This is a genomic window from Nocardia sp. NPDC057227 (genome assembly GCF_042669725.1).
GTDB classification, from domain to species: Bacteria; Actinomycetota; Actinomycetes; order Mycobacteriales; family Mycobacteriaceae; genus Nocardia; species Nocardia asteroides_A.
Genome location: NZ_JBHUXA010000001.1, coordinates 329,831 through 353,686, shown reverse-complemented (window position 1 = coordinate 353,686; position 23,856 = coordinate 329,831). Strand labels below are relative to the sequence as shown.

General features: G+C 73.1%; 25 protein-coding genes. 14 read left to right on the top strand and 11 right to left on the bottom strand.

What is annotated here, in order from left to right; translation table 11 throughout:
- Positions 1 to 47 precede the first annotated feature (47 nt).
- The 3 genes from ACFUJ1_RS01830 to ACFUJ1_RS01820 all read left to right on the top strand — a co-directional run bounded on the left by ACFUJ1_RS01830 (position 48) and on the right by ACFUJ1_RS01820 (position 2,149).
- Entirely contained in the window at positions 48 to 632 is a 585-nt protein-coding gene (locus ACFUJ1_RS01830) for a TetR/AcrR family transcriptional regulator (RefSeq protein WP_378641395.1), read from the top strand.
- Positions 633 to 754: 122 nt separating this feature from the next.
- Positions 755 to 1,213 carry a hypothetical protein gene (locus ACFUJ1_RS01825; protein ID WP_378641394.1) on the top strand — a complete coding sequence of 153 codons (459 nt, stop codon included), beginning with the start codon at positions 755 to 757 and terminating at the stop codon, positions 1,211 to 1,213.
- 54 nt (positions 1,214 to 1,267) lie between these two features.
- Positions 1,268 to 2,149: an alpha/beta fold hydrolase gene (locus tag ACFUJ1_RS01820; RefSeq protein WP_378641392.1), complete on the top strand. Its 882-nt coding sequence runs from the start codon at positions 1,268 to 1,270 to the stop codon at positions 2,147 to 2,149.
- On the opposite strand, the gene ACFUJ1_RS01815 is transcribed toward ACFUJ1_RS01820, so the two are convergent.
- The gene (locus ACFUJ1_RS01815; RefSeq protein ID WP_378641390.1) at positions 2,128 to 3,519 is read right to left on the bottom strand and encodes a PLP-dependent aminotransferase family protein; all 1,392 of its coding nucleotides are present in this window, start codon (positions 3,517 to 3,519) and stop codon (positions 2,128 to 2,130) included. The two genes, ACFUJ1_RS01820 and ACFUJ1_RS01815, sit on opposite strands and share 22 nt — an antisense overlap.
- On the opposite strand from ACFUJ1_RS01815, the gene ACFUJ1_RS01810 reads away from it, so the two are divergent.
- From ACFUJ1_RS01810 to ACFUJ1_RS01800, 3 genes are all read left to right on the top strand, one after another.
- Positions 3,518 to 4,453: a DMT family transporter gene (locus ACFUJ1_RS01810; RefSeq protein WP_378641388.1), complete on the top strand. Its 936-nt coding sequence runs from the start codon at positions 3,518 to 3,520 to the stop codon at positions 4,451 to 4,453. The two genes, ACFUJ1_RS01815 and ACFUJ1_RS01810, sit on opposite strands and share 2 nt — an antisense overlap.
- Before the next feature lie 98 nt (positions 4,454 to 4,551).
- Positions 4,552 to 4,935 carry a hypothetical protein gene (locus tag ACFUJ1_RS01805; protein WP_378641386.1) on the top strand — a complete coding sequence of 128 codons (384 nt, stop codon included), beginning with the start codon at positions 4,552 to 4,554 and terminating at the stop codon, positions 4,933 to 4,935.
- A 188-nt stretch (positions 4,936 to 5,123) separates the two neighbouring features.
- Positions 5,124 to 6,026: a hypothetical protein gene (locus ACFUJ1_RS01800; RefSeq protein WP_378641384.1), complete on the top strand. Its 903-nt coding sequence runs from the start codon at positions 5,124 to 5,126 to the stop codon at positions 6,024 to 6,026.
- A 15-nt stretch (positions 6,027 to 6,041) separates the two neighbouring features.
- Here ACFUJ1_RS01800 and ACFUJ1_RS01795 read toward each other — a convergent pair whose 3' ends face one another.
- Positions 6,042 to 6,455 carry a hypothetical protein gene (locus ACFUJ1_RS01795; RefSeq protein ID WP_378641382.1) on the bottom strand — a complete coding sequence of 138 codons (414 nt, stop codon included), beginning with the start codon at positions 6,453 to 6,455 and terminating at the stop codon, positions 6,042 to 6,044.
- 73 nt (positions 6,456 to 6,528) lie between these two features.
- Here ACFUJ1_RS01795 and ACFUJ1_RS01790 point away from each other — a divergent pair, with 73 nt between their 5' ends.
- Positions 6,529 to 7,143, top strand: a complete 615-nt coding sequence (locus tag ACFUJ1_RS01790; RefSeq protein ID WP_378641380.1) for a TetR/AcrR family transcriptional regulator — start codon at positions 6,529 to 6,531, stop codon at positions 7,141 to 7,143.
- A gap of 2 nt (positions 7,144 to 7,145) precedes the next feature.
- Here ACFUJ1_RS01790 and ACFUJ1_RS01785 read toward each other — a convergent pair whose 3' ends face one another.
- Positions 7,146 to 8,033, bottom strand: coding sequence for an alpha/beta fold hydrolase (locus ACFUJ1_RS01785; RefSeq protein WP_378641378.1), 888 nt, complete (start codon positions 8,031 to 8,033; stop codon positions 7,146 to 7,148).
- A gap of 89 nt (positions 8,034 to 8,122) precedes the next feature.
- On the opposite strand from ACFUJ1_RS01785, the gene ACFUJ1_RS01780 reads away from it, so the two are divergent.
- Positions 8,123 to 8,656, top strand: coding sequence for a VOC family protein (locus ACFUJ1_RS01780; protein WP_378641376.1), 534 nt, complete (start codon positions 8,123 to 8,125; stop codon positions 8,654 to 8,656).
- A 51-nt stretch (positions 8,657 to 8,707) separates the two neighbouring features.
- Positions 8,708 to 9,091, top strand: a complete 384-nt coding sequence (locus ACFUJ1_RS01775; protein WP_378641374.1) for a hypothetical protein — start codon at positions 8,708 to 8,710, stop codon at positions 9,089 to 9,091.
- On the opposite strand, the gene ACFUJ1_RS01770 is transcribed toward ACFUJ1_RS01775, so the two are convergent.
- Both ACFUJ1_RS01770 and ACFUJ1_RS01765 read right to left on the bottom strand, forming a co-directional pair.
- Positions 9,088 to 11,442 carry a SpoIIE family protein phosphatase gene (locus ACFUJ1_RS01770; protein ID WP_378641372.1) on the bottom strand — a complete coding sequence of 785 codons (2,355 nt, stop codon included), beginning with the start codon at positions 11,440 to 11,442 and terminating at the stop codon, positions 9,088 to 9,090. The two genes, ACFUJ1_RS01775 and ACFUJ1_RS01770, sit on opposite strands and share 4 nt — an antisense overlap.
- Complete coding sequence (locus ACFUJ1_RS01765) at positions 11,439 to 15,656, bottom strand: HAMP domain-containing protein (RefSeq protein ID WP_378641370.1); 4,218 nt, start codon at positions 15,654 to 15,656, stop codon at positions 11,439 to 11,441. Before ACFUJ1_RS01765 ends, ACFUJ1_RS01770 begins: the two co-directional genes overlap by 4 nt.
- Before the next feature lie 379 nt (positions 15,657 to 16,035).
- On the opposite strand from ACFUJ1_RS01765, the gene ACFUJ1_RS01760 reads away from it, so the two are divergent.
- Complete coding sequence (locus ACFUJ1_RS01760; protein ID WP_378641368.1) at positions 16,036 to 16,305, top strand: hypothetical protein; 270 nt, start codon at positions 16,036 to 16,038, stop codon at positions 16,303 to 16,305.
- A 58-nt stretch (positions 16,306 to 16,363) separates the two neighbouring features.
- Here ACFUJ1_RS01760 and ACFUJ1_RS01755 read toward each other — a convergent pair whose 3' ends face one another.
- The 6 genes from ACFUJ1_RS01755 to ACFUJ1_RS01730 all read right to left on the bottom strand — a co-directional run bounded on the left by ACFUJ1_RS01755 (position 16,364) and on the right by ACFUJ1_RS01730 (position 19,471).
- Complete coding sequence (locus ACFUJ1_RS01755; RefSeq protein ID WP_378641366.1) at positions 16,364 to 16,825, bottom strand: DUF4383 domain-containing protein; 462 nt, start codon at positions 16,823 to 16,825, stop codon at positions 16,364 to 16,366.
- 92 nt (positions 16,826 to 16,917) lie between these two features.
- A complete protein-coding gene (locus ACFUJ1_RS01750; protein WP_378641365.1) occupies positions 16,918 to 17,370 on the bottom strand; it encodes a hypothetical protein in 453 nt (150 codons plus the stop codon).
- Between the two features lie 143 nt (positions 17,371 to 17,513).
- Entirely contained in the window at positions 17,514 to 17,657 is a 144-nt protein-coding gene (locus ACFUJ1_RS01745; RefSeq protein WP_378641363.1) for a hypothetical protein, read from the bottom strand.
- 58 nt (positions 17,658 to 17,715) lie between these two features.
- Positions 17,716 to 17,937 carry a hypothetical protein gene (locus tag ACFUJ1_RS01740; RefSeq protein WP_378641362.1) on the bottom strand — a complete coding sequence of 74 codons (222 nt, stop codon included), beginning with the start codon at positions 17,935 to 17,937 and terminating at the stop codon, positions 17,716 to 17,718.
- A 127-nt stretch (positions 17,938 to 18,064) separates the two neighbouring features.
- A complete protein-coding gene (locus ACFUJ1_RS01735) occupies positions 18,065 to 19,273 on the bottom strand; it encodes a fatty acid desaturase family protein (RefSeq protein ID WP_378641902.1) in 1,209 nt (402 codons plus the stop codon).
- Positions 19,274 to 19,300: 27 nt separating this feature from the next.
- A complete protein-coding gene (locus ACFUJ1_RS01730; protein WP_378641360.1) occupies positions 19,301 to 19,471 on the bottom strand; it encodes a hypothetical protein in 171 nt (56 codons plus the stop codon).
- Between the two features lie 494 nt (positions 19,472 to 19,965).
- On the opposite strand from ACFUJ1_RS01730, the gene ACFUJ1_RS01725 reads away from it, so the two are divergent.
- The 4 genes from ACFUJ1_RS01725 (at position 19,966) to ACFUJ1_RS01710 (ending at position 23,707) form a co-directional block, all read left to right on the top strand.
- Positions 19,966 to 20,781: a SigB/SigF/SigG family RNA polymerase sigma factor gene (locus ACFUJ1_RS01725; RefSeq protein ID WP_378641358.1), complete on the top strand. Its 816-nt coding sequence runs from the start codon at positions 19,966 to 19,968 to the stop codon at positions 20,779 to 20,781.
- 344 nt (positions 20,782 to 21,125) lie between these two features.
- The gene (locus ACFUJ1_RS01720; RefSeq protein ID WP_378641356.1) at positions 21,126 to 22,067 is read left to right on the top strand and encodes a helix-turn-helix domain-containing protein; all 942 of its coding nucleotides are present in this window, start codon (positions 21,126 to 21,128) and stop codon (positions 22,065 to 22,067) included.
- A 44-nt stretch (positions 22,068 to 22,111) separates the two neighbouring features.
- Positions 22,112 to 22,633, top strand: a complete 522-nt coding sequence (locus ACFUJ1_RS01715; RefSeq protein WP_378641354.1) for a DUF2231 domain-containing protein — start codon at positions 22,112 to 22,114, stop codon at positions 22,631 to 22,633.
- Between the two features lie 111 nt (positions 22,634 to 22,744).
- Positions 22,745 to 23,707: a ferritin-like domain-containing protein gene (locus tag ACFUJ1_RS01710; RefSeq protein ID WP_378641352.1), complete on the top strand. Its 963-nt coding sequence runs from the start codon at positions 22,745 to 22,747 to the stop codon at positions 23,705 to 23,707.
- The last annotated feature ends 149 nt before the right edge of the window (positions 23,708 to 23,856 follow it).

The following is a 23,856-nucleotide window of genomic DNA, read 5'->3' as shown; positions in this document are numbered from 1 at the left end:
CTCCTAACCGATCGGTAAGTAATTCCACCTTACGGTAGAATCGGCGGATGGCCAAAGGTCGAGAGGGCAGACCGCCGACGCTCACCGAACGGGCGCGGCGCGCCCAGCTGATCGAGGTCGCCATCGAGCAGGTGGCCGAGCACGGGTACGCAGGCACCTCGCTGAGCCGCATCGCCGACGGCGCCGGGATCACCAAGGCGGCCGTGCTGTACCACTTCTCGTCCAAGGACGCGGTGATCCTCGCCGCCTACGACCACGTGCTCGCCGCGCTCGTCGAGACCGTCGGCGCCGCGGTCGACGCCGCCGAAGACGCCGGGAAACCGGCGGCCTACGCCCGCGCCATGATCGGGCACCTGCGCGCGCGGCCCCGGCACACCCGGATGCTGATCGAGGCCGTGACCGGCACCGCCGCCGAGCACGCCCCCGAAGCCCGCTGGCGCCCGCTGGCCGGGCTGCTCGACGGTGCCGTCCGCGCTCGCGGCGGTGCCGGAATCGACGCTCGGACAACGGCGCTCGCCATCGGCGGCGCCATCGACGCCATCGTGGCCGAACGGCTGCGCGACCCCGCCTACGACACCGCCGCCGCGGCCGAGGTGCTCGCCGCGATGATCGACACCTGGATCACCCGCTAGCGCGGCTCGATCCCGGCCGCCACCCCGTACGGGATCACCGTCGGCCCGACGCGGAAATCCCGGCCATGCCACCATGCTCATCTCGACCGGAACCCGACCGACGCCGCAGCGAGGAGCCGCCCATGATCACCGACCCCGTCCTGTTGCGCATCGGCGAGACGGTGCTGCGCGGCCACGCGGGCGAATCGCAGGAAGCGCGGCTCGAGCTGCGGCAGCTCTGGGACGAGATCGGCGGTGACAGCGGCGATCCGCTGCAGCGGTGCACCCTCGCGCACTCGCTCGCCGACCTGCAGGGGGACCCCGCCGACGAGCTCGCCTGGGACCTCCGCGCGCTCACCGCGGCGGCGGAGATCACCGACGAGCACACCGCGCGGGCCGGGGTGGAGCTCCCGGCGGCCGCGCTGTACCCGTCGCTGTACCTCAACCTGGCCGAGTGCTACCGGAAGCTCGGCGATCCCGGCCGGGCGCGCGAGTATCTCGCACTGACCCGGGACACGATCGGCACGCTCGGCGACGACGAGTACGGAGAGCTCATCCGGGACGGCCTGCGAACCGTCGCCGAACAGCTTGATGGTATCTAGATATCAAAACAGTTGATATGCTCGTACCGTAACCACGGGAGCGGGAGGGTACCCATGCCGAAAATCGGCCGATTCACCAGTGATACCGCGCGGGACGAGTTCTTCCGCGCCTACGACAGCGTGGCGGCGAAGTGGCCGGTGCCCTCGACCGAGCACGATGTCGCGACCTCCTTCGGAACCACCCGGGTGCGCCGGTCGGGCGAGGGCACCGGCGCGCCGATCGTGCTGCTCCCCGGCATCGGCGGCAACGGCAATGTCTGGTGGCGGTTCATGGCCGAGCTGGCCGGGGAGCGCACGGTCTACACCCCGGACGTCATCGGCTGGGCCGGTCACTCGACGCAGACCGCGCCCGTCCGCGACACCGGCGATATCGCCACCTGGCTCACGGAGCTGCTCGACGGGCTCGGCGCGGAGCGGGCGCACCTGATGGGCAACTCGCTCGGCGCCTGGCTGGCGGGCGCGGTCGCCGTGCACCGCTCGGACCGGCTCGCGAGCCTCACCCTGATCGAGCCGAGCGCCGCCACCTTCCTCCGCCCGCGCCTCGGCCTGCTGGTCAAGATGGTGCTGGCCGGCGCGCGCCCGACCCCCGAGCGCATGCGCACGTTCACCAGCTGGGGCATGCCCCGGTTCGTGATGGACGACGACGAAGTGGCGGTGGCCGTCGCGGCGACGAAGTACCGCATGGCCCTGCCGTGGGATCGCCCGTTCACCGACGGGCAGCTCGCCGCGATCACCACGCCGGCCCTGGTGCTCTTCGGCGCGGAGACGGTGGTGAGCGACCCGGTGGCCGCCGCCGCCCGCGCGCGGGCGCACATCCCGGTGGTGGAGACCGAGATCTACCCCGGCATCGGCCACGACCTGCTGTGGGCCAACCAGGACGTGGTGATCCCGCACCTGCTCGACTTCACCGCGCGTCACGAGCGGGCAAGGGCCTGACCGATCACCCGGGCAGCGGCCGGGAAATCGCCCGGCCGCGGGCCGGAGTAGTTGAGCCGCAGGTAGCGCCCGGTCGGCTCGGCGGGAAACCAGTCGTCGCCCGCCGCGACGACGACCCCGCCCGCCTCGCAGGCGCGCACGAGCCGGTCGAGGTCGGTGTCGTCCGGCAGCCGCACCCAGAGGTTCAGTCCGCCGCTGGGCACGGCCTCCAGGTGCGCGGCGGGGACGTGTTCGGCGAGCGCGCCGATCAGGAGGTCGCGGCGGGCGGCGAGCTGCCTGCGCAGCGACCGGAGGTGGGTGCGCCAGGCGGGCTGGGTGACCACGTCCAGCGCGACGGCCTGCAGCGTTCCGCTGACGTACATGGCCTGCGCCCCGGTGTCGGCGAGGATCCGTTCCCGGGCGGGACCGCGCGCCACCAGCCCGGCGACCCGCACCGAGGGGGAGACGCTCTTGGTGAGCGAGCGCAGGTGGACGACGTGCCCGCTGTCGTCGCGGGCGGCCAGCGGCGCCGGCTCGGCGGTGATGCCGAAGTCGTGCGCCCAGTCGTCCTCGATCAGGAAGGCGCCGTGCGCGCGCACCAGGCCGAGCACCGCGTCGGCGAGCTCGGGCGGCCAGCGGCCGCCGGTGGGGTTGGCGAAGGTGGGCTGGGCGTAGAAGGCCCGCGCGCCGGTCCGGCGGAAGGCGCGGTCGAGTTCGTCGGGGTCGGGGCCGCGGGGTCCGCTGGGGATCGGGACCAGCGGCACGCCGACCTGGGCGGCGGCCAGGATCGCGCCCCAGTAGCTCGGTGACTCGATGAGCAGCGGGCGACCCGCCCCGACCAGGGTGCGGAACAGCGTGCTCAGCCCGCTCTGGCTGCCGGGAAGGACGATCACGTCGCTCGCCGCGGGCGGGGTGTGCCCGCCGAGCTCGGCGGCGAACCAGGCGCGCAGCTCGGGCAGCCCCGCCGCCGGTGACCGGTCGAGGACCGTATCGGCGCGGGCCGCCCTGGCGAAGGCCGCGCGGACCAGGCGGCCGGGAAGCAGCTCGCGGTCCGGGTAGCCGGAGTGCAGCGCGATCAGGTCGTCGGCGGTGGTCCGCAGGGCGGCGGCCGAGCGCGGCAGCCGGGTGGGCGATGCGCCGAGCGCGGCGGTCTGCCAGCCGTAGTCGTTGGGGCGCACCGGACGGACCCCGCGCACGAAAGTCCCGACACCGGGGCGGGTTTCGACCAGCCCCTGCCCGACCAGCGCCCGCAGCGCCCGCTGCACCGTCACCGGACTCGCCCCGAACCGGTCGACCAGGGCGCGGGTGGACGGCAGCTGCGCACCCGCCGGAGCGGACGCCACCCACTCGCGCAGCGCGTCGACGATCCGGCCACTGCTACCCTCGGACATGAGAGCCGATAGTAGCGCTATCAAGACCGACGTCGCTCCGCTACCGAACGGGATGTGGTGGGGCCTGCTCGGTATCACCGCCTTCTCTCTCACGGTGCCGTTCACCCGCATCGCCGTCGGCGGCCATCTCTCCCCGCTCTTCGTCGGCTCGGGGCGGGCCGTCGTCGCCGCGCTCCTCGCCGCCGCGGCACTCGCGCTGACCAGGCAGGCGATGCCAGGCGGGCGGCAGTGGGCGCGGCTGGCCGTTGTCGCGGGCGGCGTGGTCGCCGGGTTCCCGCTACTCACCTCCTATGCGCTCACCGCGGCCCCGGCGAGCCACAGCGCCGTCGTCATCGCCCTGCTACCCGCCGCGACCGCGGTGGCGGCGGTCCTGCGCGGCCGGGAACGCCCGGGCGCCGCGTTCTGGGCGGCCGCCGCACTGGGCGCGACCGCCGCGCTCGGCTTCGCCGCGCTCCGCGGCGACGGCCTCGCCGGACTCGGCCACGCCGACCTCCTCCTCTTCGCGGCGGTCGTCGTCTGCGCGATCGGCTACGCCGAGGGCGGGCTGCTCGCCCGCGAACTCGGCGCCTGGCAGACCATCTCCCTCGCGCTGGTCCTGGCGGCGCCGCTGATGCTCACACTCACCGGGATCGCGGTGGTGCGCCACCCGCCCAGCGGCACGGCGGCCGAGTGGGGCGCCTTCGGCTACCTGGCCGTGGTGAGCATGTTCCTCGGCTTCTTCGCCTGGTACCGCGGCCTCGCCATCGGGCCGATGGCGCAGGTGAGCCAGGTGCAGCTCGCCCAGCCGGTGCTGACCATCGGCTGGGCCGCGCTGCTGCTGCACGAGCGCGTCGGCCCGGCGACCCTGCTCGGCGGCTGCGCCGTCGTCGCCGCCGCGCTGTTCGCGGTGCGCACGCGGAATCGGCCGGGACCCGGTGCCCGCCCGTACCGGTGATTCGGTATCCGGGGGGACTCCTCGATACGGTGGTTTCCGGCAATGGCGGGCGTCGGACTATCCGGGGGCGATGGCAGGTGAGCAGAGGCGAGGACACGATGGATTTCGTGGTGTGGAAGGTCGCCGACGTGCCGCCGCTGCCCGCGCGGGTCGCCGCGGACAATATCGCCCGCCGGGGCGGTGCCGCCATCGACTGGCGGGTCGTCGCCGAGGCCAGCGCGGAGGCGGTGAGCGCGCGGCCGAAGGGGTGGACGCACCGGGAGTGGCGCGAGCACGGGCGGCGGCTCGGGCTGCGCGGCAATGAATTGTTCGCCTGGAGTGAGCTGTTCGCCCGGCCCATCGAGATCGCCGCGAACGGCGCGCAGTGGGTCGACGGCATGCACCGCGCGGCGCTGATGGCGGAGGCGGGCGCCGAGCGGATGGCGGTGCTCGACCCGGACTGGATGCCGAACTGGGAACCGGACGGCTCCGACCGGGTCTGACCGGCGCCGGGCCGGGGTCGCACCGCGTGCGGATGCGAGACCCGGTGCCTGGTTGTAGCGTTCTTGCTGGTGGGGCTGCGCATCGAGGTGAAAGCCACCGGGCAGGAGCGCAGTTGACCACCTCAGGCCGCCCGGCGCCGCGCGGCCCCCGGCACGAGGGCCGTCGGTGATCGTCGGGAGGAGACCGCATGCGCAGCGAAGCCGAGTTCGCCGTCTACGCGGCGTTGCCGGTCGAATACCGGCAGCTCGTGGACGTGGTCGACCGCTTCCCGCACGGGGTGCAGGCCCGCCGGATCGCCCGGATGACCTACCCCGGCATGTGGGAGCTCGACGAGGCCGACATCGACAGCCGGGTCGTCGGCATCCTGCGCGACCGGCTGTCGGAGCTGGCCGCCGACGGCTTCGTCGCCATCGAGCGCAGCAGCGAGTACGGCGACATCTACCGCCCGGTGAACAGCCCCCTGGACATGGCGACCTGGACCCTCGAGCAGGGCCGCGCCTACTACGCGACCCGGCACGCCGAGCTGATCGGCGCCGACCAGCTCCCGGCCGCCGCCTACTCGATGGTGCTCGGCGCCTGGCGCACCACCCTGATCGAGGACGCGCACGCGGGCGACGGATTGAACCGGATCAGCGACGGCGAGATGTTCGCCGCCAACGTCGCCGCCTTCCGGATCATGCGCGGCTTCCTCACCGCCGCCGACCGCGGCCCCGAAGCGTGGCAGCGGCTTTCGCACACCCTCACCGACCCGGAGCGGGTGGCGGCGGGCAGCCGGACCGTCGCCGACCTGCTCGGTGAGCACTACCCGGAGTGGGCCGCCGACTGCGCGAGCGCGGTCCGCTACTACGCCACGCTGACCGCCCCGGCCGCGCACGACATGGCGTGGTTCATCGCGGTGAAGTCGTGTTTCGGTGCGGTGAGCGGGAATTGGTTCGGGATGCCGGGCTGGGCGCGGGTGGTCGACGCCTTCGCCGGGCGCACCGAGCCCGCCGTCCCGGAGACCGTGCGCGCGGCCCTGCTCACCGCCCCCGACCAGCTCGATCCGGCGATCCTGGAGCAGTACGTCCGGGCCGGTATCGGCACGCTCTGAGCGGTCACCCCGGCGTCAGGCCTGCCGCACCGCGTGGTGCAGCTCGTGATTGCGCGCGGCCAGGGCGCGGGCCCGCTCCTCGTCCACCCCGTCGCGGGCCCAGTCCGCGGCCAGCTCGCTCAGCCGGGCGAGCAGCTCGCTCAGCGCGGTTCGCGCCGCGGGAGCGTCGGCGGCGGCCGCCACCACGGCGGGGAGCGCGAGCAGGTAGTGGCAGGCCAGCAGCAGGTGCTCGGCGCCGACGGCATCGGCGCGGTCGGTGACCGGCGGGGGCAGGTGCGGCAGCGGCGCCCACGGCGGGGTGTCGATGAACTCGCGGAACGCCGCGAGTTGGGTGGCGAGCAGCTGCTCGGCCGAGCCGGTCCCGGCCCGCAGCTCCCCGCGCAGGATGTCGAAACGGTGTGCCCACCGCCGCAATTCGGTGTCGCGCACTTCCGGCCTCCTCGCACCCGCCCATCTGAGGACGAGCGTCGTCCAATCTAGGGTCGCCTACGATGGGGGTCAAATGGTGAGGCCCAAAGTCGAGCGCAGCTACGCCGGGGTGAGCGCTGCCGAGCGGCGGTCGGGCCGGCGCGTCGCGCTGCTGCGCGAGGGGCGCCGGATCTGGGGCGAGTCCGGGCACGCCGCGGTCACCGTGCGCGGGGTGTGCAAGGCCGCCGGACTCACCGACCGCTACTTCTACGAGCACTTCGCGAGCCGCGAGGAGCTGCTGGTCGCGATCGCCGACGAGGTGCGCGACCTGCTGCTCGGCACGCTCATCCAGGTCGGGCTGACCAGCCCGGGCAGCCCCGAGCAGCGGCTGCGGGCGGCGCTGCACGCCCTGCTCGAGGTGATCGCGACCGACCCGCACGTGCACCACATCGCGGCGGGCGAGCTCAGCCCGCTGCTGCTGGAGCGGCGCCGCGCCCTGCTCGCCACCATGGCCGCGATCGTGGTCGAGTACGCCCCCGCCCAGCTCGGGATCGCGCCGGACCCGCCGTCGCTGGCCCGCGCCGCGCTCTTCGTCGCGGGCGGGCTGAGCCAGCTGGTGGAGGCGTGGCTGGACGGCACGCTCGAGCTGAGCACCGGCGAGCTCGCCGAGCACGCCACCGCGCTGATCCTGCGCGCGCTGGTGCCCTGAGCTCAGCCCGCCGCCAGGTACTCGACGATCAGCCGGTTCACCACGGCGGGCTGCTCCAGGTGCGGGAAATGACCGGCACCGTCGACCTCGACGACCCGGCTCCCGGCAGGCAGCCGCCGCTCCAGGCCGCGGAAGAGGCCGGGGCGCATGCAACCGTCGGTGCTGCCGTGCACGGCGAGCAGCGGGTGCCGCGGCGCGGCGAGGAGCAGCCGGTCGAGTTCGCGGTTGCGCGGGCTGCGGGCGCGGCGGCGCAGCAGGAAGCGGTAGTAGTCGGTGGCGGCGGCGCGGTGCGCGCGGGTCGGGGTGGCGTCGGCGAGGTGGGCCAGATCCTCGGTGGGGTCGTACCCGGGCGACCAGGTGCGCCAGAGGAACTCCGCGAGCCGGGCGAAGGCGGCCTCGGGCAGCGCCGGGAGCTGGTTGGCGAGGATGTACCAGCTGTTGACCGACTGCGCGAGGGTCTGCGCCAGGTGCGGGAGCAGGTTGTCCCGGCTCGGGGTCATGCTCGCGATCGGCGGCACGGCCAGGCTCACCACCGCGCGGAACGGGGTGCCGTCCAGCGCCGCGAGCGCGGTCGCGGTGAAGCCGCCCCAGTCGTGGCCGATCACCACCGCCTCCGGCGCGCCGACCCGGGCGGCGATGCCGAGCGCGTCGGCCACCCTGGCGCCGGTGGAGAGGTCGCCGTCCGCGGGGATGCCGGAGGGGGCGTAGCCGCGGGTGAACGGCGCCACCACGTGGAATCCGCGCCCGGCCAGCTCGGGGCCCAGATGCCGCCAGGTCCAGGCGGTGTCCGGGTAGCCGTGCAGGCAGAGCGCCAGCGGCGCGCCGGGCGTGCCCCAGGTCAGCGCATGCAGGGTGACGTCGCCGAGGTCGAAGGTGTCGCGGTTCAGCACGGTTTCAGGGTACGAGGCGCCGGACCCGGCCGGGCCGTGGATCATGGGGGAGAGGCCGCACCGCGATCGGGGCGGCGGAGGAGGACGGCATGGGGCTGCGGGGCATCAATCACGTCGTGCTGTACGTCGCGGAACTGCCGCGCAGCCTGGAGTTCTACGAGGGCGTGCTCGGCTTCGAGCGGCTCGGTGCCGGGTTTCCCGGCGGCGCCTTCCTGCGGCACGCCGGCTCGGCCAACGACCACGACCTCGGGCTCTTCCAGTCCGAGGTGCCGCAGCCGCCAGCGGCCGGATCGGTGGGGCTGTACCACGTGGCGTGGGAGGTCGAGACCCTCGCCGACCTCGCCGAGCTGCACCGCGGGCTGCTCGCCGCCAATGCGCTGACCGGCGCCTCGGACCACGCCACCACCAAGGCGCTCTACGGCCGCGACCCGGACGGCATCGAGTTCGAGATCTGCTGGCTGGTCCCCGACGCGCAGGTCGAGGCGGCGCTGGCGGGTGGCGCGGCCATGACCGGCCCGCTGAACCTGGACGCCGAGATCGCCCGCTACGGATCAGCCACCCCCGGCGGCCCGCGCGCCGACCCGGCCGTCTGGGCCAGGGTGGCCGCCGCGGGCGGCCGCTGACCCGCCGGCTGGTAAGTTAGCCATCATTCTCGATGTGGGAGGAGATGGCCGGTGAGCGAGGTCGACGAGAACCGGACGGCGCGGCGGCTCGCGCTGCTGCTCGGCGGGGTCGGGGTGCTGCACTTCGTCGCCCCCGCGCCGTTCGACACGGTGATCCCGAAGCAGCTGCCGGGCAGCCCCCGGCTCTACACCCTCGGCTCCGGGGTCGCCGAGCTCGCGATCGCGGGCGCGCTGCTGCGCCCCGGCACCCGCAAGCTCGGCGCCCGCCTGGCGGAGCTGCTCTTCGTCGCGGTCTACCCCGCCAACATCCAGATGGCGGTGGACTGGGTGCGCGACGAGCAGCTGCCGAAGCCGCTCAAGGCCGTCGCGCTGGCCCGGCTGCCGCTACAGCTCCCCATGGTGCTCGCCGCGCGCCGGATCTACCGCGCGGGTTAGACGGCGTCGCCGCGCCCCACCTGGATCCCGACGACGCAGGTGTCGTCGTCGCTGTTGGCGTCGCTGTGGTCGAGCAGGTGGTCGAGCCGCTCGTCCAGGGTGCCGGTGAAGCCTGCCGACATGTCGAGCAGGCGCTGCACGCAGTCGTCGAGGTAGCGGTCGCGACGCTCGATCAGGCCGTCGGTGTAGAGCAGCAGGATGTCGTCGGCTTCCAGCTGCTCGGCGCCCTCCTCGTAGACCGATTCGGCGACGGCGCCGAGCAGCATGCCGGAGAGCTCGGGCAGGGTGACGGCGGTGCCGTCGCGGATCAGCACCGGCGGGAGGTGGCCGGCGCGGGCCCAGCGCAGCACCCTGGTCTCCGGGTCGTAGAGCCCGCAGACGGCGGTGGCGAAGATGTCGTCGGTGAGGTGGTGGGTGACCAGGTTGAGCCAGGTGAGCATCTGGCCCGGCCCGGCGCCGGTCGCGGCGAGGCCACGTAACGCGTTGCGCAGCACCACCATTCCGGTGGCGGCCTTGATGCCGTGGCCGGTGATGTCGCCGACCGAGACCATGATCTGCTTGCTCGGCAGCACGATGGCGTCGTACCAGTCGCCGCCGACCAGGTGGTCCTGCTCGGCCGGGCGGTAGCGCACCGCGATGTGCAGCCCGAACGCCTCGATGACGGGCTGCGCGGCGGGCATGATCGCCTGCTGCAGCTGGCGGGCGAGCCTGCTCTGCTCGGCGGCGTGCTGCTCGGTGTGCGCGAGCCGGTCCTGCGTGGCCGAGAGCGCGACCTCGGTCCAGTGCTGGGCGGAGATGTCCTGGTAGGCGCCGCGCACCGCGAGCAGGTGCCCGGCGCTGTCCACCACCGGCTCGGCGATGATCCGGATGTGCCTGGTGTCGCCGTTGGGGCGGATCAGCCGGAAGGCGGTGGAGCCGGGGCGGCGGTAGCGCAGCAGGGTCCGCAGCAGCCGCCGCACCGCGTCGGTGTCGTCGGCGTGCACGTGCTCGGGCAGCCGGGCCAGCGGGACCGGGTCGGCGCCGGGGGCGAGGCCGTGCAGCGCGAAGAGGTCGCTGCTCCAGGTGATCGCGCCGCTGGCGGCGTTCTCCTCGAAGCCGCCGACCCGGCCGAGGCGCTGCGCGTGCTGCAGCAGCGCGGCCAGCCGGGCGGTCTCGTCCTCCACCCGCCACACCACCAGCACCGCGGCGCCGTGCCTGCTGATGCCGAGCGCGGCGGAGACGGTGAGCGGCACCTGGTCGACCAGCTCGGTGAGCTGCACCCGGTCGGCGCGGTAGGTCTCGCCGGTGGCGAAGACGTGCTCGACGTGCTCGAAGAGCCTGCCCTCGCTGGCCGCCATCGGGTACGCCTCGAAGAGCAGCGCGCCGTCGACCAGCCCGCGCGGCCGCCCGGCCGGGTCGACGAAGGAGGCGTTGAGGTGGTGGATACGGAAATCGGTGAGCGTGCCGTCCGGGCCGAGGTGCGGGAGCAGCACCAGCGCCGGATCGAAGAGCCCGTCGGCCAGCCGGACCAGGTCGGCGACGCCGGGCCGGGCGGGGGCGCCGACGGTGACCGGGTCCGATTCCAGGGTGTGCGCGCACAGCTCGGCCAGTGCCTCGAGCTGGCGCCGGATCTGCGGCGGCTGTGGCTCGAGCGGCGTGGGCCAGCAGACCTCGAGCACGCCGATGAGCCGCCCGCCGATGCCTGCCGGGATGGCGGCGCGCCCGCCCTTCCGCGCCCCGATCGAGGGCAGCCCGGAGCGGGCGATGTCGGCGATCCACTGGGGTTCGCGCAGGGCGAGCGCCTGGCGGGCCGGGGTGACGACGCCGGGCGGGAGGTAGCGCCACCGCTCGGCCTCGGCGCGGTCGATGCCTGCGAAACCGGCGAGCGCGAGCGAGGAGTCGGTGCCGACCGCCCAGATCGCCACCGCGGTGGCGCCGAGCGGGGCGGCGGCGTGCTCCAGCAGCGACCGGGCGACGCGCTGCGGGTCGCCCGCGGCGAGCAGCCCGCTCTCCGCGGTGCGCAGCCGGACCGCCTCGGCGGGCTGCTGCGGCACCGGTACCGAGACCGCCTCGTCCTGCGCGGCCTGGCCGACCAGCTCGGCCGCCAGCTCGACGGCGCTCACCCCGGAGCGCCTGGCCAGTGCCTCCAGCTGCCGCGCCGCCTGGGCCGGGCCGCAGCGCAGCCGCTCGATCAGCACGCCCTTCGCCATCTCGACCAGCGCCCGCCCGTCCGCCGTCGCCTGCGCCTGCTGCACCTCCGCCCGCAGCCGCTCGACCGTCGCCGCCAGCCGGGTGACCACCGGCCCGTCGCCCGTCCCGGCGTCGGCCGCGACCGTTTCGGCCGGGCCGGAGCCGGCCCGCGTCCCGGTCACCGCGACCCCAGCCAATGCTGGATGCAGGTGAGCAGCGCGTCGGCGTCCACCGGCTTGGTGACGTAGTCGTTGGCGCCGGAGGCGAGGCTCTTCTCCCGGTCCCCGAGCATCGCCTTCGCGGTGACCGCGATGATCGGCAACTGCGCGTACCGCGGCATCTCCCGGATGGTGGAGGTCGCGGTGTACCCGTCCATCTCCGGCATCATGACGTCCATCAGCACCAGATCCGTCTCCGGGTGCGCCACCAGCGTCTCGATCCCCTCGCGCCCGTTCTCCGCGTGCAGCACCGTGACCCCGTGCAGCTCCAGGATGCTGCTGAGCGCGAACAGGTTCCGCGCGTCGTCGTCCACGATGAGCACGGTGCGCCCGGCCAGCCGCCCGTCCGGCCACTGCGGCGCCGGCGCGGGTTTCTCGTCGCCGCGCACCAGCGGGAGCACGTCGCCCGGCGCCTCGGCGGTGATGTGCAGCGCGATCCGCTCACGCAGCTCGTCCAGGCTGGAGAGCAGCTCCAGCGGCCGCTGCGCGGTGCGCTCCTGCAGCAGCCGCTCCTGCTCGGAGCCGAGCCTGCGGTTGTTGTGCGCCAGCACCGGGACGGTCCGCGCCGCGCTGTCGCCGTCCATGGTGGCCAGCAGCCGCAGCGCGGCGTCGCCGGGCATGTTCAGCTCCAGCACCACGCAGTGGAACACCTCGGCGGCCATCGCGGCGGCCGCCTCCTGCACCCCGATCGCCGTCACCACCTGCACCGGCCCGCGCGGGTCGTTGCGGTCGGCGAGGTCGGCGACCGCGCTCTGCGCGACCAGCGAGAGCAGCCCCTGCGGCCGCTCCTCGACCACGAGCAGCCTGCGCGGCTGCGGCGGCCCGGCGGGCAGCGGCAGCGGCTCCGGGCTGCGCACGTCCTCGCGCACCGGCGCCTGCAGGAAGTCGGGGCGCGCCACCGGCAGGTAGAAGGTGAAGGTGCTGCCCCGCCCGACCACGCTCTCCGCGGTGATCGCGCCGCCGAGCAGGTAGGCGATCTCCCTGCTGATCGAGAGCCCGAGCCCGGTGCCGCCGTACTTGCGGCTGGTGGTGCCGTCGGCCTGTTGGAACGCCCCGAAGATCGACTCCAGCTGGTGCTCGGCGATGCCGATCCCGGTGTCGATCACCCGGAAGGCGATGGCCGCGCCGTGCCTGCGCGCCGCCGCGGGCAGCTCGCCCGGCGCGGCGGGCTCGATGCGCAGCTCCACCGACCCGTTCTCGGTGAACTTCACCGCGTTGGAGAGCAGGTTGCGCAGCACCTGGCGCAGCCGGGAGTCGTCGGTGAGCAGCTCGGCGGGCAGCCCCGGCGCGGTGCCGACCCGGAAGCCGAGACTCTTCTGCGTGGTCATCGGCCGGAAGGTGGCCTCGACGTAGTCGAGCAGTTTGCGCAGCGGCACCTGCTCGGGGGCCAGCTCCATCTTGCCCGCCTCGACCTTGGAGAGATCGAGGATGTCGTTGATCAGCTGCAGCAGATCCGAGCCCGCCGAGTGGATGATCCCGGCGTACTCGACCTGCTTGGGGGTCAGGTTCCGGTTCGGGTTCTGCGCGAGCAGCTGGGCCAGGATGAGCAGGCTGTTCAGCGGGGTGCGCAGCTCGTGGCTCATATTGGCCAGGAACTCCGACTTGTACTTCGAGGCCAGCGAGAGCTGCTGGGCCCTGGTCTCCAGCTCCTGGCGGGCCTGCTCGATCTCCAGGTTCTTCGCCTCGATGTCGCGGTTCTGGGTGGCGAGCAGCGCCGCCTTCTCCTCCAGCTCGGCATTGGAGCGCTGCAGCTCGTCCTGCTGCACCTGCAGCTCCTCGGAGCGGGCCTGCAGCTCGGTGGTGAGCCGCTGCGACTCGACCAGCAGCTCGTCGGTGCGGGCATTGGCGATGATGGTGTTGACGTTCACCCCGACCGTCTCCATGAGCTGGTCGAGGAAGTCGCGGTGGATGCGGGTGAAGCGGTGCAGCGAGGCCAGCTCGATCACGCCGAGCACCTGGTCCTCGACCCCGATCGGCAGCACGAGCAGGTTCATCGGCGCGGTGCGGCCGAGCCCGGAGGAGATGGTGACGTAGTCGCCCGGCACCTCGTCCACCGCGATGGTGCGCCTGCTGCGCGCCGCCTGCCCGACCAGCGACTGCCCGAAGGCGAGCCGCGGCGCGCTGTCCTCCGGGCTGCCGTAGGAGCTGATCAGCCGCAGCTCCGGCCGCTCGGTGGTGTCGTCGGCCAGGTAGAAGGCGCCGAACTGGGCACGGACCAGCGGAGCCAGCTCGTCCATGATCAGCTCGGCCACCACGTGCAGGTCGCGCTGGCCCTGCATGAGCCCGGAGATCCGGGCCAGGTTGGTCTTGAGCCAGTCCTGGTCCTGGTTGGCGGTGGTGGTCTCGCGCAGCGAGCCGACCATGGAGTTGATGTTGTCCTTCAGCTCGGCGACCTCGCCGGAGGCCTCGACCGTGATCGAGCGGGTCAGGTCGCCCTCGGCGACCGCGCTGGTGACCTCGGCGATGGCGCGCACCTGCCTGGTCAGGTTGCCCGCCAGCTCGTTCACGTTCTCGGTGAGCCGCTTCCAGGTGCCGGAGACACCCTCGACCTCGGCCTGACCGCCGAGCCGCCCCTCCGACCCCACCTCGCGGGCCACACGGGTGACCTCGGCCGCGAAGGCGGAGAGCTGGTCGACCATGGTGTTGATGGTGGTCTTGAGCGCCAGGATCTCGCCGCGCGCGTCCACGTCGATCTTGCGGGTCAGGTCGCCCTGCGCCACCGCCGTCGTCACCTGGGCGATATTGCGCACCTGGTTGGTCAGGTTGTTCGCCATCGAGTTGACGTTGTCGGTGAGGTCCTTCCAGGTGCCCGCCACGTTCGGCACCCGGGCCTGCCCGCCGAGCATGCCCTCGGTGCCGACCTCGCGGGCAACGCGGGTCACCTCGTCGGCGAAGGCCGAGAGCGTCGTGACCATGGTGTTGATCACCCCGGCCAGCGCCGCGACCTCGCCCTTGGCCTCCACGGTGATGGTCTGGCTCAGGTCACCGCGGGCCACCGCGGTGGCGACCTGGGCGATCGAGCGCACCTGGTTGGTCAGGTTGGAGGCCATCACGTTGACGTTGTCGGTGAGGTCCTTCCAGGTGCCGGAGACCCCGCGCACCGTCGCCTGCCCGCCCAGGTTGCCCTCGGTGCCGACCTCGCGGGCCACCCGGGTGACCTCGTCGGCGAAGGCGGAGAGCTGGTCGACCATGGTGTTGATGGTCTCCTTGAGCTCCAGGATCTCGCCGCGCGCATCGACCCGGATCTTCTGGGTCAGGTCACCGCGCGCCACGGCCGTCGTCACCTGGGCGATCGAGCGCACCTGGGCGGTCAGGTTGTCGCCCATCACGTTCACCGACTCGGTGAGGTCCTTCCAGGTGCCGGAGACGCCCTTGACGTCGGCCTGCCCGCCGAGCCGCCCCTCGGTGCCGACCTCGCGGGCCACCCTGGTCACCTCGTCGGCGAAGGACGAGAGCTGGTCGACCATGGTGTTGATGGTGTTCTTGAGCTCCAGGATCTCGCCGCGCGCGTCGACGGTGATGTTCTGCGTGAGGTCGCCGCGGGCCACCGCGGTGGCGACCTGCGCGATCGAGCGCACCTGTGCGGTCAGGTTGCCCGCCATGAAGTTCACCGAGTCGGTGAGGTCGCGCCAGGTGCCGGAGACGCCCTTGACGTCGGCCTGCCCGCCCAGCCTGCCCTCGGTGCCGACCTCGCGGGAGACGCGGGTGACCTCGTCGGCGAAGGACGAGAGCTGGTCGACCATCGTGTTGATGGTCTCCTTGAGCTCCAGGATCTCCCCGCGCGCGTCCACCCGGATCTTCTGGGTGAGGTCGCCGCGGGCCACCGCGGTGGTCACCTGGGCGATATTGCGCACCTGGGCGGTGAGGTTGCCCGCCATGGCGTTCACCGAGTCGGTGAGGTCCTTCCAGGTGCCGGAGACCTCGGGCACCTCGGCCTGGCCGCCGAGCCGCCCGTCGGTGCCGACCTCGCGGGCCACCCTGGTCACCTCGGAGGTGAAGAGCGAGAGCTGGTCGACCATGCCGTTGAAGACCGTCGCGATCTCGCCGAGCAGCCCGTCGGCGTCGGCGGGCAGCCTGGTGCCGAAGTCGCCGTCGCGCACGGCGGTCAGCCCGGCCAGCAGCTGGCGCAGCTCCACCTGGTCGGACTGGTAGCCCGCGGGCGCCGCTGTCTCCGTCATTGCCGTCCTCGTTCCGATGTGCGGGCCGGACCGGGATCGCACCGGTCCGCCGAAGCTGGGCCGCCGGATGTGCCGACGGGGGTGCGCGACCGATATCCTCGCTGTGAAACCATGGCTCCGAGTGACTTTCGAGTCGGGTCGGAGCGGCGCCCGGCGCCCGCGCGGCGCGGCATCGGGGCGGTGCTCGTCGCGGGTTGGCGGCTACACCGTGCCCCGGCCCGTCACGGGCGACTCGAGGTCACCTCGGAAGTCAACCAGACCGGCCGGGCGCGCGCACACCGCTTGCCGCAAAGCGCGCCGCCGAGCGGGTTCGGCAGCGCCGATGCGGGGAAGTCCGACGGCGTGCGCGGCACCGCGCACGACAGCGAAGGGATCGTGGATGGCCACCTTCATCGACCTCGGCGACGAGTTCGAGGGTTTCGTCAATGCCGAGCAGGTGGTCCGGATCGGGATCCGGAACGATCGGGCCTGGATCTACACCGCCGAGAACCGGCACCGCTTCCCCGGCGGCAGCACCGACGGCACCGACGCGGTGCCCGCGGCCACCGTGCTCGAGCAGCTGCTGCACGAGCTGAGCGAACCCTCGGTGCTGCCCGGCACCAGGGTGATCGCCTTCACCAGGGGGCGGGTGGTCTCCCGCTACCTCTGAGCCCGACGACGGTGGCCCCCGCGATGTTCGCGGGGGCCACCGGGTGCTCGGGGCGGGGTCAGATACCGGCCGCGCGCCCGGCGGGCCTGCGGCCGAGCAGGACGCCGAGCCCGATCATGCCGACGCCGAGCACGAAGTGCAGCCAGTTGTCGCCGGTGTTCAGCGGCACGAAGTTGGCGCCGCTGTGCTCGTCGATGGCCAGGCCGTAGAGCCACAGCACCAGGTAGACGGCGCCGCCGACGATCAGGTACAGCTGCGAGGTCCGGATGGCCCGCGCGGCGAGCAGCCCGGCCGCGCCGAAGGCCAGGTGCACCAGGTTGTGCAGGATCGAGACCTGGAACAGCCCGAGCAGCTTCGCCTCGGAGTGGTGCCCGGCGAACTGCAGCGTGTCGTAGTTCGTGGTGACGCCGGGGATGAAGCCGAGGATGCCGACCAGCAGGAAGACCGCGCCGACGATCAGTGCCGCACCCCGCACCGGCGAGCGGTCGCCGGTGCGCTGGGTCGATCCGATGGATGCCATGGGAGTGCCTTTCCTCGGTGCCGTGGTCGGCGCCGAGCTACCCCTGGCCCGCGGTGCCAAACCGGCTCCGCGGCACCGCCGATCGGCTCGATTCAGCAGATCTTCGTCGCGGGGCCACCGCCGGCGAGCACCCGGCCCGCGCTGGTCACCGTCGCCGAGACCTTGATGCAGGTGCGGCCGGGCGCGAAGACCTGCGGGGAGATCTGCCACCCGGTGCGCGCGGCGGTGCGCTGGTAGCGGATGTCGGTGGCGGCCACCGCGATCGAGGTGTGCACCTCGGCCGTGCCGTCCGGGTAGGGGTTGTCGATCTCCACCCAGGTGGTGTCGCAGGCGGGCGAGCGCAGCACCCGCAGCGTGAGCGCGGTCGTCTCGCCCCGCTCGTCGGGGAGCGGCAGGTTCGCCGTCACCGACGTCTTCGCCGCGCAGCCGCTCGCCACCGGGTCGGTGCCGTTCAGCGACATATCCGCGCCCGCCGGACCCGCACCGAGCGCCGCACCGCACACCGCGAGCGCCGCACCCACCGCGACCATTCCTGACCAGCTCACCTGACCTGCCTTTCCACGATCGTCCGATAGTTCCGGGACTGTGTCGTGGCAGTGCTGTCCGGTGTGACGACCGGGAAAAAACATTTCGCGCGGTTCGGGTGCGCGGCCGTCCGGCGGTCGGTATCGGGGCGGTGGTCCGGGGATCAGTCCCCGGAATCGTCCTCGTCCGGTTCGGTGAGTTCCGGGGCGTGCTCGCGGGTGGCCATGCCGCCGTCCCGGCCCTGGTCGGTCGGGCCGGGACGGCCGCCCTTCGGCTCGTCGTCGCCGGTCTTCTTCTGCTCGCTCACGGCAGCTCCTCTCGTCGGGTACCGGGTGTGGTACCCCGGAGCGGCCCGGATGAACGGGTCAGCCGTTCTCGGTGACGGTGGTGTCCGGGTGCCTGCGGCTGGTGTCCGGCTTGACGAAGTGGCCGGTGATGGCCGATCGGTCGCGTCGGTTGTCACCGCCGTGCGCCTCGTCCTCACCGAGGGTGGTGCGCGGGTTCTGCTCCGCGGTCTCCTCGCTCACGTACTCGCCGGTCTCCGCCGAACGGTGGCTCTCCGCCATGGTCATCGCCTCCTGATACACGAATGTTCCTGCAACCGGGGGGATGCCACGGGAAAGCGGGGGAAAACGTGAGCGGCGCAGCCCGATCGACCGCTGATGGGTCGAACGGACTGCGCCGCACGGCTTTCCGGCCGTGGAATTTCTCGGGTCAGGCCCGTACCTCGAGCCGGTGCAGCGCGGTGCGCAGCCCGGTGTGCGGGCGGCCCGGAATCCGGACCGGGGGCAGCGGGGCGTCCGCGAACTTCTGCTCGGAGGCCGTCTCCGGCGCGTCGTGGCAGTCCCTGGTCAGGAAGCGGTCCGGCAGCGAGAGCTTGTGGATGGTGCGCAGCGTGAGCAGGTACTGCGCGAGCAGCGGCCCGCTGGTGTAGGGCAGGTCGTAGCGCTCGCACACCGCCCGCACCCGCACCGCGATCTCGGCGTACCGGTTGCTCGGCAGCTCGGGGAACAGGTGGTGCTCGATCTGGTAGCAGAGATTGCCACTGAGGAAGGCGAGCACCCGCCCGGCGTCGAAATTGGCGGTGCCGAGCATCTGGCGCAGGTACCACTCCGCGCGGGTCTCCCGCTCGGTGACGCTCGCGTCGAACTTCTCCGCGCCGTCCGGGAAGTGCCCGCAGAAGATCACCAGGTAGGCCCAGACGTTGCGGACGATGTTCGCGGTCGCGTTCGCGGCAAGCGTGCGCTTCCAGCGCCGCCCGCTCAGCAGCGGCAGCACCAGGTAGTCCTTGCCGACCTGGCGCAGCATCTTGCCGCGGATGGCGGCCAGGTGGCCGCGGCGCTCGTCCTTGCTGATCGAGCGGTCCAGCTCGGCGTAGAGGCCGTGCAGCGCGATGCCCCACTCGAAGGTCAGCGCGAGCAGCAGGTTCTGGACCGGGGCGAACAGGTGCGCCGGGCGCCATTCCTGGTCCCTGGTGACCCGCATGATGCCGAAGCCGAGATCCTCGTCGTGGTCGAGCACGTTGGTGTAGACGTGGTGCTGGTAGTTGTGCGAGTAGCGCCAATGGGCGGAGGCGCCCATCATGTCCCACTCCCAGGTGCCGGAGTGGATCTCCGGATCGTTCATCCAGTCCCATTGCCCGTGGCCGATGTTGTGGCCGAGCTCCATGTTCTCGATGATCTTGGCGAGCGCGGTGCCCGCGGTGCCGATGGCGACGGTCTTGCGCGAGCGGCCGAACACGATCAGCGCTCGGGAGACCGCGTCCAGCACGCGCTGCGCGGCGATGGTGTGCCGGATGTACCTGGCATCCGCGGCCCCGAGGCTGCCCGCCACGTCGGCGCGGATGGCGTCCAGTTCGCGCCCGAGCTCCTCGATGTCCGCGGGGCTCAGGTGCGCGTAGGGACCGACCTGGGTGATGGCGATGGGAGGCTCCTCACATGTACTGGGCGATCAGCGCCGGTTGCGGCGGGGCGGTGCGGAGTCGAAGTCGGCGTCGCGGGGCTGCGCGGAGCGCGGGTCGCTGAACACCGGGGTGGGCACCGCGCCGGTCTCCGGCGTCTGCGTCGGCAGCTCGGCCGCGGGGGCATGGCTGAACAGTTCGGGTACGTCGTTGCTGGTCACAAGGTCCTCGTGATCGGGTTCGGGGGAGCGGTGCTCCGAAGGTGCGCCCGGCGGGAAGAATCGGCAGGAGCCGCCTGGCGGTCGCGGCGATGGCCGTGGCCGGAGTGTTCCTGTCCTGTCCTGTCGGGCGCTGCGATGATCCGGCGGCACGCGCCGATTCGAGGCCGCGATTCTCCTTCCGGATGCCTCCACCCTACCCGGCCCGGCCGGGAGTGCCCGCGCGGCGCGGCGCGGCCGTGTCGGGCGAAATCGGACAATCGGCGAATATCGCTGCGGAACAGCGGTTTTCGATGTCGGCGGCCGGGTGCGCCGACGGTCCGGGTATCGCCCGACCTGGATGGCGGGTAAGGTTCAGTGGGTAAGGCCGCCGCGAGCCGATGATTCGACACATTTCTTTCCGGTTATCGCGGGGCGGCCCGTCGAGGAACCCGCTGAGTGGAGTTAACCGCTGTGCAGGGTCGGACGGGCCTCTTTCGCAAACGGAAGGTGCCTCGATGCGCCCGACGAACTCCGCTGTCCGCGCCAAGCGCGGCCCCGATTCCTACGACGACCTCGAGCCGCGGCTCACCGAACTCGCCGCGCTCGACGAGACCGACCCGGCCCGGGCCGGGCTGCGCGCCGAGATCATCACCGCGGCGCTGCCGCTGGCCGAGCACATCGCCGCCCGCTACGGCGGCCGCGGCGAGGCGCTGGAGGACCTGACCCAGGTCGCCACGGTCGGGCTGGTGCAGGCCGTCGACCGCTTCGATCCCGGCCTCGGCAGCCCGTTCCTCGCCTTCGCGGTGCCGACCGTCATGGGCGAGGTGCGCAGGCACTTCCGCGACCGGTCCTGGGGGGTGCGGGTGCCGCGTCCGGTCAAGGAGTTGCAGCAGCGGCTCGGCGGCACCATCGAGGTGCTCTCCCAGCGGCTGCAGCGGATGCCGACGGCGCGCGAGATCGCCGCCGAGCTCGACGTCGACGTGGTCGAGGTCACCCAGGCGCTGCTCGCCCGCAACGGCTACCGCTCGGAGTCGCTGGAGGCGATGAGCGCGGGCTCGGACGAGGCCGGCTCGGTTCCGGCGGGTATCGAGCAGCGCAGCGGCGCCGTCGACCCCTCCTACCGCCTGCTCGAGGACGCCATGACGGTCGGCCCGCTGCTGCGCGAGCTGCCCGAGCGGGAGCGGCAGATCCTGGTCTGGCGGTTCTTCGACAACCTCACCCAGAGCCAGATCGCGGCCCGCCTCGGCATCTCCCAGATGCAGATCTCGCGGATCCTGAGCCGCACCCTGGAGCGGCTGCGCGAACAGGCGCTGGCCGAGCCCGCTGCCTGAGCGGGCGGGCCGCGCCCGCGTGCGAGCCGGACAGGGGCCCGCCCGCGGGCACTCCGTCCGCCGGATCGGTGGTGCGCACCTCCACCGCGGCGGACCTCCACACCGTAGAACAGTGCGGAATGATCGGCAACATAATCGCCGAAACCCGCTGTCAGCACGGCGATTCCGAATGGAATCAGTGGTATTCAGCGCTGACATCGTCGTGGCGGCGCCGCGACGCGCGGAGGGATGCGGTTGACTATCGCGAACGATGTAGTTCACTGGGGTACGTCACGCGGTTCAGCCAGCAGCCGTGCGCGGGCGGGATATCACCTGGCCAGGCACTGGACAGAGGGCGGTGACGGGTGCGGAACCTCACGTTCGACAGCACGAACCTGAGCGAGACCGAGGAGTTCCTGAATCGGAACTACACCAGCATGCGGATCGGCAACGACAGCCAGAGCGCGCCCGAGGCGCACGTTCGCAGGGACATGCTCGGCCCGGTGCACCTGGACCGGCTGCACCTGGGCTTCGACATGGCCTACGACGCCGATCCGCTGCACAAGATCTGCCTGGTCAGCGTGGTCACCGGCGCGATCGAGGAGAACTACCACGACACCGGGCCGGACACCTTCCTGCCCGGCCAGACCGGGCTGCTGACCCCGCCCGAGCTGCCCTACTCCGGGGTCATCCGCTCCGCGCGCTACGACATCACCCTGTTCGACCCCGCGCTGCTGGACCGGGTGGCCGGGCGCGGCGGGGAGCCGGTGCGGCTGATCGGCCATCGCCCGCTCGACGACAACGCCAACCGCAGGCTGACCGCGGTGATCAAACACCTGCAGCAGATCGCGGCCGCCCCGGAGTTCCCCGCGGACTCGCTGGTGGCGGGCACCGCCGCGGACTACCTGGCGGCCACGGTGCTCGCCACCATGCCGAACTCCGCGCTCGCCGGCCCGACCGCGACCGACCGCCGCGACGCCCGCCCCGACACCGTGCGCCGCGCCGTCGCCTACCTGGAGACGCACCTGCGCGAGGACATCGCGCTCGCCGACGTCGCCGCGGCCGCCTTCGTCACCCCGCGCGCGCTGCAGCTGGCCTTCCGCAAGCACCTCGACACCACGCCGCTGCAGTACCTGCAGCAGCTGCGGCTGCACGCGGTGCACGAGCAGCTCGTCGCCGCCGGGCCGGGCAGCGGCCGGACGGTCGCCGCCATCGCCAGGCAGTGGGGTTTCGCGCACGCCGGCCGCTTCGCGCTCGCCTACCGCAGGCACTACGGCCGCTCGCCGAGCGACACCCTGCGGTCCTGACGGATCGCGGGTGTCGCGGCGCCGCTACGGGGTAGCTGCGCGGCATGGACCTGCACACCGCACTGCGAACCACCGAATCCGCCGGACGCCTCGACCCGGCCGCCACCCGGGTGGCCGAGCTCGTGGCGGGCGCCGTCGGGGAGGGAAGGGCCGCGGGGCTGCTCCGCGGCTCCTGGCTCGGCCACCCCGTCCACCCGCTGCTCGTCACCGTGCCGATCGGCGCGTGGAGCGCCTCGCTGGTGCTGCGCTCACTCGGGCAGCCCGAGGCCGCGCGCACCCTGATCGGGCTCGGCCTCGCCGCCACGGTGCCGACCGTCGTCACCGGCTGGGCGGAGTTCCCCGCGCTCGGCACCGAGGCGCGCCGGGTTGCGCTGATCCACGCCGCCGCCAACGCCACGGCCACCACGCTGTTCCTGAAGGCCTACCGGGCGCGCACCGATCGGGCCGCGACGACCTGGAGCCTGCTCGGGCTCACCGCCATGGGGGTCGGCGGTGCGCTCGGCGGGCACCTGTCCTACGCCCTCGGCGCGGGGGTGTTCCGCTACCAGCGGGGCGCGCGCCGGTAAGCCGCCCGACGCCCGGTTTCGGAGCGTGCGCCGGGGTAGTCGCGGGACGGCGGTACACAGTGCGGTGTATCGCGTCCCGCCCGCTCACGACAACGTCGAAGGACGAATTCCATGAGCACACGCGACACCACGGCCCTGCTCACCCAGCTGCGCGCCGTCCGCGACCTCACGCACACCGAGATCCAGCTCGCCGAGACCAGGGTCGCCCAGGCCAGGACCGAGGCGGTCCGGCGCGAACTCACCGAGAACGCGGAGAACGGCCGCTCCCGCGCCGCCGCGATCGAAGCCGTCATCCGCCAGCTCGGCGGCGTCCCGCAGCTGATCGGCCCGCTGCTCGGCCGGGCGACCGCCGCGTTCAAGGCGCTCGGCGAGCAGGCCCAGCCGCTCGATGAGGCGCTGCTCGGCGACCTCGCCCTCGAGCACCAGCTGCTCGACCGCGCCCACTACATCAGGGCGCTCGCCACCGCCGCTGACCATCCGACGGCCGAGGCGCTGGCCGACCGGCTGATCGCCGCGCACTCCGCCACCGTCGACTGGCTCGGCACCGTCCTCGCCGAGGAGGCGCTCGGCGGCCCGGCCGCGCTGCGCCGCACCCCGCTGCAGGCGGCAACCGGCACCGCGGTCAAGCTGGTGAACCTGCCGGTCACCTGGTCGGCCCGGCGCATCGATCGGGCACTGGACACCGTCCGCGCGACCAGGCCCGCCGTCGACCAGCTGCTCGCCCGCGGCGCGCACGCCACCGAGGTCGCGGCGAAGGCGGCGACCGCCGCCGGCGACTCCGCGCTGCGCACCGCCGAACTGGTCACCACCGACGAGGGCGCGGACGGCGCCGCCGAGGCCGTGCACCGGGTGCGCACCGCCACCGGCCTGCTCGACCAGGACGAACTGCCCGTCCACAACTACGACCTGCTCGGCGCCACCGAGACCATCCAGGCGATCCGCGACCTCGACGAGCCCGGCGACATCCGCGCCGTCGTCGCCTACGAGGAAGCGCACCGCAACCGGCACGGGGTGGTCTCCGCCGCCCAGACCCGGCTCGCGGCCATCGCCAAGGACGCCTCCGGTCTCGAGTGACCAGGTCTCCCGGCCGGTGACCGAGGGCGCGGTCACCGCCCCCGTCCGGGCCCGTTCACCCGCCCGACCGGCGACGACGCCGGCCCGGGCGAGGGTGAGCGAGGCCCCGGAGGCGTCGTCCGGCTCCGGTTCCGCGAAATGCACTCCTC